Raw genomic sequence first — 7069 nt, forward strand, 5'->3', positions numbered from 1 at the left:
TGACCTGCCGGTTTCCCGGTTGCGACGAGCCGGCCATCAATTGCGACCTCGATCACACGATCGCCCACGCCGATGGTGGACCCACCCATGCTTCCAAGGTCATAATTTGTTAAACTACCCCCATGTCGGTGAGGAAATCTGCTGGTCAGCGTGTTGGGGTGAGGTCGGCGGCGATTTATGCCCGGATTTCCTCGGATGCCGAGGGGACGGGGTTGGGGGTGGCCCGGCAGTTGGAGGATTGCCGCAAGCTGGCCGCTGATCGGGGTTGGCCAGTCGGGGCCGAGTATGTCGACAACGACGTGTCGGCGTTCTCCGGTAAACCACGCCGCGAATACGCCCGGATGCTGGCCGATCTGGCGTCCGGTGCTCGTGATGCGGTGATCGTCTACAACCTGGATCGGCTGCATCGGCGTCCGGTGGAGTTGGAGGATTTCGTCACGTTGTGTGAGTCGGTGGGGGTGCGCGATGTGGCGACGGTGACCGCCGACATCGACTTGGGCAACGACGACGGGTTGTTTATGGCGCGCATTTTCGCCGCGTTCGCGGCCAAGGAGTCTGGGCGTAAGTCGGCGCGTATCCGCCGCAAGATGTTGGCGAACGCCCAGGCCGGGTTGCCGCATGGGTCGGTGCGCCCGTTCGGGTATGAAGCCGACAAGATCACCGTGCGCGAATCCGAGGCCGCAGTGATACGTCAGATGGTCGAGCGTTACCTGGCGGGCCAATCATTGCGGTCGCTGACAATCTGGCTCAACGACTCCGGTATCGCCCCGAGCGTGGCGAAATCCTGGCAGACCACGGCGGTGCGTCAGATCTTGTGCTCGGGCCGGATTGCGGGGTTGCGCGAGCACCGCGGGGAGGTGATCGGTGAGGCGTGCTGGCCGGCGATCATCACCGTCGCTGAGCGTGATCGGGTGTTGGCACGGATGGCTTCGCGCGCGGTGACCAAGACGCGGGCGGCGCGCACGTATTTGTTGTCGGGGATGTTGCGCTGTGGGCGCTGCGGCAACCGGCTGTATTCCCAAGCCCGGCACAGTAATCCGCAGAATCGGGTGCGCCGGTATGTGTGTTTGAAGGGGCCGGATCATGGTGGGTGCGGCCGGTTGACGGTGGTCGCCGCCCCGGTGGAGGAGTTGCTGACCGATGCGGTGCTGACGCGGCTGGACTCCCCGCACCTGGCCAAGGTGTTGGCCGGCAAAGCCACCGCGGATGCCGATGTCGCCACTTTGGCCGCCCAGGTCGATGCGGACCAGGAACGCCTGGATGAACTGGCCGGCTTGTATGCCGATGGCGCCATTACTGCGCGGGAGTGGATCGCTGCGCGTGATCCGATCACCGAGCGCATCGGTGCGGCCCGCCGGGATATTGCTGCGGCCACCGACACGACGGCGGTGTTCGAGCTGGCCGGCACCGGTCGGGTGTTGCGCACCGGGTGGGACGGGCTGGATTTGGGTCGCCAGCAGGCGATCGTCAAAGCGGTGTTGGATCACGCGGTCATCGCACCGGGCACACCGGGTGCGCGCCGCCTAGACATTGACCGGGTGGCCCCGGTGTGGCGGGTCTAACGCAGGCCGCGCCATATCCGATGACGGTCGACTACGGGCTAGGCTGCGGCCCAGTTGTTTTCGGCGGCGATGAGGTCGGCGTACTCGACGCGGGCGACACGACGGTGTTCACGGGCACGCACCGCCGCCGACACGGCCAGCATCCGGTCCCCGTCGCTTCCGTATCCGACCTGTTGCAGCCGCCACTCGATCACCCGGTCGCTGTCGAGATCACCACTGCACGACCAGGCCAGCTCATCGGTGCCGGTGTGCTGCTGGTGCCAGGCTGCTCGGCGGGCGCGCAGCGCAGCCATGGTGGTGGAGAATCGCCGCGATTTGGAGCTGACATGGCCCCGATACCCCAGCGTGTGCAGCCAGCGCAGCATCGGCCCGTAGCCGGGCAGCCCCGCCAGATGTCGCAGCGTCGACAAGATGGCCCGGATATGCTCGCGCACGTCGAGGGCCTCGATCGCCAGCGGAGACATGCGCTGCGGCGCCAGCCCGAACTCGGCCACCGACTTGCACACGTACTTGGCCAGATATCCCGCCACCCGACGCGGCGACCGACCCACACCACCGCCAGCGCCACCACCTTGATCATCCGATCCCGGTGCAGCACTGATCGTTCCGCTAGACACACCGGCGGGGGTGATGGGCTGGGCGTCGGCTTGGGTTCCGAACCGGACCGTCACCGTGGCAGCGTTCGGCCCGGCCACCTGCACCGACACCTGCGCTGCCACCTGGTGCACGAGCCCGGCCAGCGTCTCGGCGTCGATCCCGGCGTGTGCTGGTGGCGGGGTCGGCTGCCCGTCGCTATCGGGTGGACCGTCCAGCCGGATCACCGCGTGCAAATGAGGCACCGCGCGGCGCTGAAACTCCACCACCTTCACAAACGACACCCGCACCAGGTTCCTATCACCACCGGCAGCCGCGACCGTGCTGGCGACCTGGCGGCCCAACGCGATCGTGAAACGCCGCCACAACTCCGGCGCCCACCACGTGAACAGCACATGCGCACCGTAGTCATAGCATTGGCCGCACAACGGTTCGCCCACCCGCGCATCACCGGCGTCGTGCACCGCCCCGCACCACAGTGGGCGGCCATGGCGGCAGCGTTGAAATCCGTTGCCGGGATGGCATTTTCGGGCCTGCCTGGCCGCGCCGTCATGGATAGTGTGCACCGGACCGAAGCTCGGCGCGGTCAACGTGACGAACACCGCCGGATGCCAGGCCACCGCCTCGGACATGCCGTGGTGGCCGCCTGCGATCCCGGCATGGATCAACTGCCAGGTGTCAGCGCCGTACAACTGCGAACATGACGGACACACCGACGCGCGCCGGTTCTTGCACCGCCCCAACACCCGCAACAGGCCGCCGTGTCCGTCCACGCCGAGCAGATGCACCGGGCGGGCGCAAAACCCCGACCCGGCCACCCGTGACCACCACGCCTCGAAACCCGGCGAGCAGGCTCGCTCCACCGCCTGAGTCACCACGGCCTCATCCCAGCAGCCAACCCCGTGGCCGTCACCGCTGCCGATGCCCGTGATCATGGCGCCACCATAGCCAGCCCCACCGACATCATCGGCCCGCCCGACACCCGACGAGCGCCCCCGGCCAACACCCGCCACCACTGCCCAGCTCAGCGCGGTGACGGCTCCCGGCGGGCGCTTCGCTCCCTGTGCTCCCGTCCGCTGACGCTCCCGTCCGCGCCGGTCGCTACGCACGCCCGCCATCCGCCGCCACCGACCCGATACGCCCTGCCGCACCCCGATGAGCCCCACCGCCCGTCGACCGAGCCCGACACGTCAGCGAATCTAGACAACGACCACCACGACCACCGCCACGAGGACAGCGATGCGACGCCACACCCACCGTGACCTGCGGTGAAGAGTTTCTATACTGCTATCAAGAGCGGCCGAGCAATGCCTGACGGTGGCACGCCGGCTCGTGGCCGTCCTCGGCGGCGACCGCAGCTATCACAACACCAAATTCGGCCCCGCCAACGTGGCCATGCACGTCGTGGGTGTCGCAGTCAAACTTGCCAACGGACAACAGGCCCTCGACCGTTGCTGTATCGAGCTGTATCGCGGTATAGAGGGGCTGTTCTTTACGCGCCGTCGGTTTCCGATGCGGGCCTGAGGCTGGCGGTGACCGTTGCGAGTTCGTCGGCGGTGAGACCCTGGGAACTGAGGCGGACAAACGTACCGTGGCGGGTGAGCTGTGCCCGGGTCGGAAGCAATTCGTCGCCCGGCCAGATCTTGATCGGCGTCCCGTCGCGCAGCACCTCGTGCCAGCCCTCGGCGTCTGGCATGTAGCCGTAGTGCTGGACGGCAGCGGCCTCGGCCGTCTGCGAGATCGAAAGCTGCTGATGTCCAGCATCGCGGCGGTAAACCACCCCCACGAATGCCGGTAACTGCGAGGAGGCCTCAGCATACCCGCAACGCGGCGCCAGCCGCCAGCCGGTGGGCAGCTGATCGGGCACGAGGACGGTGAATGCGGCTAGTCGCTGCGCGTCGGCGAGCGTAACGAACTGCGGGCGGGGGAAAAGCTCCTGGAGGGAGCGGGTCTGCTCGCCTTCTGGGGGCCTGAACTGGAAGGTCTCGGCTGGGATCGGCTCATCGAAGCGGATCGCGAGCGTGGTGATCTTGTAGAACGGCTGCTCGCCACGGAGCGCGGTGATCGCCAGCAGCACACCGCGTTCCCGGTCCACTTCGAGGCGGTGGCTATCGGCACCGATGCCGAGAGCGTGCAGACTGCGAAACGCACGCTGATCGCTGAGCGCCCTGGCGCCGCTGAGGGCTTCTTGCCGGGGGGTGGCGTGAGCGGTGACGGTGGCTCGACTCGCGACTCGGGAATTTCCGGCCACCTGCAAGTCCAGCAAGCCGAGCAGTGATGCCGGATCGAGCATGATCTCAAATCCTCGGTCGATGCCGCCGCCAACGCTGGGATCACCAAGATTGCTCATGGCGCCCATCTGCTCGCTCCACGACCACCACCGTGGGCCGTCAACAACGCTGTAGGAGCCGTCGCGCCATCCGCCGTGATGCTCTTGGCGGACTCGCTGGCCCTCGCGCCAGATGCGTATTGTCTCCTCGGTCGTCGCTGGCCCGGGATCGCCCCCGCCGGTGGTCGCAGCCCAGACCGTGTTGCCCGCCCCGCCGCGACGCCGCCGCTCGACATGGTGACTGCGAAACGCTTCCCGCAGGCGCTGTTCGTGACGCCAGGTGCGGTAGGTCACCTCAACGGTCCGAAATGAGTCCGCAGCGCGGTCCAGCAACACCAGCAACGCGCCAAGCCCACCGTCATCACCGGCCGTGGCAGGCGACCGTTCGGACATGGAATCATCGTAGACGATCGGGGCGGTATTCGGCGGCGCTACAGGCTACATGATATAGGCACGTCGGGGGTGAAGTGGAACGTGACTGGATCCGGGAACACATAGGGAGGAACAGCTAGGATCACTTCCATCACCCCGGCTGAGTAAGTTCCAGCGAAGCATAACAGTGACGCTGTGAGGGCACTGGCAGATCCGACACCGAGACCGATACCTGGTATACCGATGGGGATGCCGTTCCAGAAAATCTCCGAACCGAGACCGATGAGCGCGACTCCGTCGCAGGTGACATTCGCGCCCGATACGACATCGAATCCGTTGAAATCGGGAGTGGTTAGGATTCCCGTGCAGGTGATTGGTGGGAGTTCTTGGGCGGAGGGCGCAGTGCCGTCGCCGTGCCCGCCGTCGCCAGCGCCGGTACTGGGCGCGGCGTCCCCGAACAGGAACCCGCCGTCGTGCAGATTGCCCACATCGAGATGTAGGGCGGTGAGCACAGGCGTTAAAAGGCCTTCATTGGTGCCGGTGAAGATTTCGCTGAATGGGCCGGAAGGCAGGTCGAGGAAGCTGAGGGAGCTTAGGGCCGGTATTGTGTCGCCGATTTCTATCCCGTTGCCGATCAGGTCGCGCCCGAACAGGACAACCGACGGGAGGTTGATCGCATCGAGGAGCCACTCGTTGACCGGGTTGGTGATGAACCCCTCGATCTGGGTGTGCAGCGAATCAGGCAGTTGATCCAAATTGCTGTTGAAGCTGGTGGCCACGGCATGGGCGACCTCACCCGCACCGGAGAGCCCGCCCTGATCGGCTGAGTCGGCCGCGGCAACCAAAGTTCCGGGATCAACCAAGTCGCCGATCAAGTCTTCAACATCGGCATGCGCGGGTGCAGCGGCAGGCGGACCGACCCCAGCGGCACAAAAACTCGCCACCACCGCCATCGCCGCGACCGCCCGCCGGCACGCACCGCTGCTGAGCGAACAGTAGTTTTGCGTTGAGATGTGCATTAATTTTCCCACTGCGATTAGGTGAAACTACGAACGCACTAAATATCGCACACGACACGCGATCCGTTCAAGGGGGCGGAGCCTGCTGACAACCGAATAATGGGCTCGAAACCAGCAGGTAGATTCCCGACTTGCGAGCAAGGTCAGGTTCGTCTGTTGTTTCGACGGCGCCTGATCAGCGAAGGCTCTTGTGACGTTTCCGTGGGTGGAAATCATGCAGGTTTCGGTCGATCTACCTGGGGTTCTGCTGCGATGGAGGGAGTCTGGGCCGCGCCTGCTACGGGCGCACCCCTCACGCGTCAAGGGCGCTTCGCGTCGCTTCGCGATGGCCTTCCGGCCACCCTTGACCCGCGAGCCTCTGTGCGCCCTTCGGCAGGCTGAAAGGGCAGGTCGGTGACCTGCCCGCGGCAACGCCGCGGCCCAGACAAAGACCTAAACGCGCAGGTCAACGAACCCACGGAAACGTCAGTAGACCCTCAGCGAAATGGCTGGTGAAAGCTACTGATGGAGCAGGGGTGTCGTTTGGGACATGTCAGGTGACCCGCATTGGTGGGCTTGCTAGCGACTCCACAGACGAAGGCCCCCCGATGGACAAGCTCAGACAGAACACGAGTCGGAGACCGCACGTTTCGCGGCCCTCCCCACATGCCCAAACGTTTGCTTCCGTGGTGGCAGCGACGTGGTATAGAGTGAAAGAGCCTGGGGCGTTGAGCTCCAGGAAGTGAGCCCGGCTCCTCTCCGGACGGTGAGCGGCCGGGCTTCGCGTTTTTCAAGGGACGACACGCTCTGTGTGCGCGACAAGCGGGTGAATCCGTTGAGCTCACACTCCACCGGCCGACGAGCACTAGGCGACGGCGTCCGCAACCCACAACAACGGGTCGCTATATGCGGGCATGTGGTCGTAACCGAATCCGGCAGACTGCCCGCGCAGTTCACCGACGAGCACTTGCCGATCCAGATGGTCGCGGCCCTCGCGCGATTCGATAACCAACCGGGTGACGTTGCGGTCGAGTAGTTGGCGCACCATTCGGCGGATGCTTTCAGCGCGGACCGCGGTCTCGTCACCCTTGCCGTGGAAAACCAGCGCCGTCGCCGCGGCGTTGCTAACGAGCGCATCGACGATTTGCCGGCGCCGGCTAACGCGTTCATGCACGAAATGCCACCGTCGTTGCCCTGGTAAGCAAAGCGAGCGT

At 65.5% G+C, this 7069-nt stretch carries 4 protein-coding genes and 1 pseudogene; 1 reads left to right on the forward strand and 4 read right to left on the reverse strand.

Annotated elements, in window-relative coordinates; all coding sequences use genetic code 11:
* Positions 1–122 precede the first annotated feature (122 nt).
* Entirely contained in the window at positions 123–1562 is a 1440-nt protein-coding gene (locus tag AC2VOP_RS12500) for a recombinase family protein (RefSeq protein WP_486961264.1), read from the forward strand.
* 38 nt (positions 1563–1600) lie between these two features.
* On the opposite strand, the gene AC2VOP_RS12505 is transcribed toward AC2VOP_RS12500, so the two are convergent.
* The 4 genes and pseudogenes from AC2VOP_RS12505 to AC2VOP_RS12520 all read right to left on the reverse strand — a co-directional run.
* The gene (locus tag AC2VOP_RS12505) at positions 1601–3091 is read right to left on the reverse strand and encodes a replication initiator (protein WP_486961265.1); all 1491 of its coding nucleotides are present in this window, start codon (positions 3089–3091) and stop codon (positions 1601–1603) included.
* Between the two features lie 557 nt (positions 3092–3648).
* Complete coding sequence (locus AC2VOP_RS12510; protein ID WP_486961266.1) at positions 3649–4878, reverse strand: hypothetical protein; 1230 nt, start codon at positions 4876–4878, stop codon at positions 3649–3651.
* 38 nt (positions 4879–4916) lie between these two features.
* A complete protein-coding gene (locus tag AC2VOP_RS12515) occupies positions 4917–5810 on the reverse strand; it encodes a hypothetical protein (RefSeq protein WP_486961267.1) in 894 nt (297 codons plus the stop codon).
* A 910-nt stretch (positions 5811–6720) separates the two neighbouring features.
* Positions 6721–7069, reverse strand: a pseudogene (locus AC2VOP_RS12520) (hypothetical protein); the annotation flags it as partial.

It is taken from the genome of Mycobacterium sp. TH-M106 (genome assembly GCF_057473765.1).